General features: G+C 33.5%; 5 protein-coding genes. All 5 read left to right on the top strand.

Annotation, left to right across the window (positions count from 1 at the left end; genetic code table 11):
- The first annotated feature begins 200 nt into the window (after window positions 1-200).
- The gene (locus AAC053_RS13625) at window positions 201-983 is read left to right on the top strand and encodes an ATP-binding protein (protein ID WP_339757750.1); all 783 of its coding nucleotides are present in this window, start codon (window positions 201-203) and stop codon (window positions 981-983) included.
- Window positions 984-987: 4 nt separating this feature from the next.
- Complete coding sequence (locus AAC053_RS13630) at window positions 988-1,689, top strand: lycopene cyclase domain-containing protein (protein ID WP_339757753.1); 702 nt, start codon at window positions 988-990, stop codon at window positions 1,687-1,689.
- 18 nt (window positions 1,690-1,707) lie between these two features.
- On the top strand, window positions 1,708-2,223 hold the full coding sequence (locus tag AAC053_RS13635; protein ID WP_339757757.1) for a hypothetical protein: 516 nt from the start codon (window positions 1,708-1,710) through the stop codon (window positions 2,221-2,223).
- A gap of 36 nt (window positions 2,224-2,259) precedes the next feature.
- Window positions 2,260-3,618, top strand: coding sequence for an NAD(P)/FAD-dependent oxidoreductase (locus AAC053_RS13640; RefSeq protein ID WP_339757759.1), 1,359 nt, complete (start codon window positions 2,260-2,262; stop codon window positions 3,616-3,618).
- 7 nt (window positions 3,619-3,625) lie between these two features.
- Window positions 3,626-4,079 (top strand): amino acid permease (locus AAC053_RS13645; protein WP_339757762.1); only part of this gene is annotated, 454 nt, incomplete at its 3' end.

The raw sequence follows: 4,079 nt of genomic DNA on the forward strand, positions 1-4,079 counted from the left end.
ATTGGCGCAAGTATTGCAGGATTTTATAATGCTCAAATCAAAAAAGGATAATTTATTATTTACCAAAAAAAAGATCTTGTTCAATTTGTATTGAAGTAATCTTTTAGAGTAAAATACCAACGTTCAGAAAGTGATCGTGAGAATCTGTTGAAATTAGAATACAACTATATAAAATAGAATTATAAAAGTTTAAAAGGCCAATGGGAAAAATAAAAATTATATTAATTCATTTATTGCTGGGAACAGGAGTTTTTTATTTCTTGGTACATCCATTTACAATGGTATTGTATTGGTTTGAATATAGCAATACGCCTTTTTCAACGTCGCTATTTTTAGAAATTTTAAATGAACGTTTTATGGAATCCTTCAGTTTTAATATGAAGGGAATGACTATTTTATTAACACTTTTTGGAAGTGTTTTAGGTTTGGTATCTGGCTTTTTTTGGAGCCAACTGAAAAAGAAAAGTGATCTAATAAGTGTACAACAGCGCTTATTGCAGAGAGACATTGCCGAAATTATTGCAGATGGCGAAAATGAAAAAGTGGAATTTAAGTCATCTATTCGTTATGACTATTTTAGGAAAGCCACCAACCGTGATTTGGAAATAGTTATAGCCAAAACTATTGTAGGCTTTATGAATACAAAAGGAGGAAAATTGATTATAGGCGTAGATGACGAAGGAAATACTTTGGGGCTCGAAAATGATTATAAAACACTCAAACACAAAAACAAGGATGGCTACGAGCGTGCAATTTTTAGAATAATATCTACGCAGTTAGGTCACGAAGCATGTTTTAGCAATCATATTTCTTTTTATGTTATAAATGAAAAAGAAATATGTGTCGTTGACATTGAACCATCTAAAGAACCAGTGTATGTAAATGATGGAACAAACACAACCTTTTACGTGCGAACAGGTAATGCCACCTATCCATTAACAGTTAAAGAAACCGTAGATTATTTAAAAACAAAAAAAACATAACATCATGCAATACGTTTGGTTTATCTGGTCACTTATCATCCTAGCGCTTTGGGCAGTTATTTATTTGTCCCAAAAGTCTGTTAGAAAAGAAATGCTCAAAATGAGCCTAATTACGATGCCATTTGGGCTTACAGAGCCTCTGTTTGTTCCAGAATACTGGTTTCCGCCATCATTATTTAATTTGGCAGAAAACACAGGTTTTGATATAGAAAGTATTATTTTTTCGTTTGCCATTGGTGGTATAGGAACTGTATTGTACAGGCTTATTTATAAAACTAGTTTAGAAACGATTCCGCATGTTGAACGGCATCACAAACAACATAAATTTCATATTTATATATTATTTGTTCCACTAATCGTATTTTTAATATTGGCTTTTACAACCTCGCTAAATCATATTTATTGTGGCACCATAGCTATGTTTTTTGGTGGAATCGCAACACTTTATTGTCGCCCAGATCTTAAAGGGAAAATTTGGGTAGGAGGTGTATTATTCACCTTGCTTTATTTCGTATATTTTGGAAGCATTCTTCTATTTTATCCTCAATATGTTGAATTATATTGGAATCTAGACAACCTTACGCATATTCTTTTACTTGGCATTCCAATTGAAGAACTCATTTTTGCCTTCACTTTTGGGATGTATTGGTCTGGACTATACGAACATCTATATTGGCGAAAACTTATTCAATCAGAAAAAATTTAACACTTAAAAACTATTAATATGAAACAAGTACGATTAAATCAAATAAACAATGCGAACCAAATTGATGTTATAAAGAACCCAATTGGAAAAATATACCAACTTTCCTTTAGCGTATTAGTCCTCTTACTAATTTCTCTATTACTGTTATCCTGTTCCGATAAGAAAAAACAAGTTGTAGAAAGTGCATCGCAAGTCAATGTAGAGCAACAATTAAAGACCAATGATGTTATAGCTTCTGCACAAAACTATGAAATAGTTCCCAATGAAAAAGTATGTATGGTAAATGATAAGTTTATGGGTATAGATCAAATAGCTATTGATGTCAACGGAATTTTATACTACGGTTGCTGCGAAAACTGTGTTGAAAAATTGCAAAAAAATCTAGACGATGTTCGCTTCGGAAGTAATCCACTTAATACCAAAAAAGTAGATAAAGCTTTGGCTGTTATTGTTCAAGATAAAAATAGTGGAGATGTTTTTTACTTTGCTTCAAAAGAAGATGCCAACACATTCATCCAACAAAATAATCCTTAATCAAGGAACGTATTACAATAAAATATTGTCAAAAAAATGAAAAATCCTAAACCACAGTCTAATATGGATCATGCCAATTGTAAAATAATAGATACAATTTGTCTGCCAGAAACCAATCTGCCTCGTGTGGTTATCGTTGGTGGAGGATTTGCTGGTTTGGCATTGATAGAAAAATTGAAACATCAAGAAGTACAGGTCGTTATGTTCGATAAAAATAACTTTCATCAGTTTCAGCCTTTACTCTATCAAGTAGCTACTAGTGCCTTGGAACCAGACAGTATTGTGTTTCCTTTCAGGAAACAAATTAAAGGGTACAAAAATGTAATCTACCGTATGGCGGAAGTTGAAGAAATACAACCTTCCATAAATACAGTTGTAACCAACAAAGGAAGTATTCATTATGACTACCTCGTATTGGCAACCGGAACAACTACCAATTTTTTTGGGATGGATAACGTAGAAGCCAATAGCCTTGGGATGAAAGACATCCGAGATTCCTTGAACATACGCCATATGATGCTGCAAAATCTAGAACAGGCTGCCATTACCTGCGATGATGAAGAACGTGATGCCCTTACTAATTTTGTGATTGTTGGAGGTGGACCCGCTGGTGTAGAAATGGCTGGCGCATTAGCCGAATTCTGTAAATATATACTTCCAAAAGATTACCCAGAGTATCCATCATCTATAATGAAGATTTATTTAATAGAAGGCTCAGATAAATTAATAGCAGCAATGTCTGACAAAGCTTCGACACAAACTCTAAAATATTTGAAAGAGCTAAATGTAAATGTGCTATTTAAAGAGATTGTAACAGATTACGACGGAAAAGTAATTACAACCAAAAATGGCACACAAATCCATGCCAAAAATTTAATATGGACTGCTGGTGTTAAAGGGCAATTACCTAAAGGAATTGATAAACAACATCTAGTAAACGGCAACCGCTTAAAAACTAATGAAAATTTACAGGTTGAAGGATTTAATAACGTTTTTGCAATAGGAGATATTGCTGCAGTTATAAACAAAGATACACCAAAAGGGCATCCACAAGTGGCTCAGGTAGCTATTCAACAAGGTAAATGTCTTGGTAATTCACTATTAAATATAATAAAAGATAAACCTATTGTTAAACCTTTCGAATATAAGGATAAGGGATCATTAGCAACAGTAGGTAAACGTAGAGCAGTAGCAGACTTGGGCAAATTCAAGTTCGCAGGTTATTTTGCCTGGTTAATATGGTCTATCGTGCACTTGATGTCTATAAGCGGATTTAGAAATAGACTGATGGTTGGTTTTAATTGGACGGTTAGCTATTTTACTTATGAAAAGAGCAACCGCGTCATAATCAGAAATTTTAAACCAAAATCAACAGCCAATAACACGAAAAAATAATTCAAGTATGAAAAACACCACAAAAGAAAATAATAAGCTATCTTTAATAGGTTCCATATCTCTTGGTACAGGCGTAATGATTGGTGCAGGAATATTTGTACTTATGGGCCAAATAGCGGAATTAGTGGGTGATTTATTTCCAATCGCATTTTTTGCAGGTGCAATTGTAGTAGGTTTCAGTTCATATTCTTATGTGAAGTTCTCAAATGCTTTTCCATCTTCTGGAGGTGTAGTTAAATTCTTTAATAAAGCCTACGGACCAGGAACCACAACTGGTGTCTTTTCTTTATTAATGTATGTGTCAATGGTGGTTTCAGAAAGTTTAGTAGCGGGTACTTTTGGTGCTTACACGCTTCGATTGTTCCCAGAAAGTTATGCTGGTTACGCATCCATTCTTGGGATACTGCTTTTGGTAACTGCTTATATATTAAATATTTTAGGTAATAAAGTTATTGGAGCAA

Source organism: uncultured Winogradskyella sp., assembly GCF_963975125.1.
Classification (GTDB): domain Bacteria; phylum Bacteroidota; class Bacteroidia; order Flavobacteriales; family Flavobacteriaceae; genus Winogradskyella.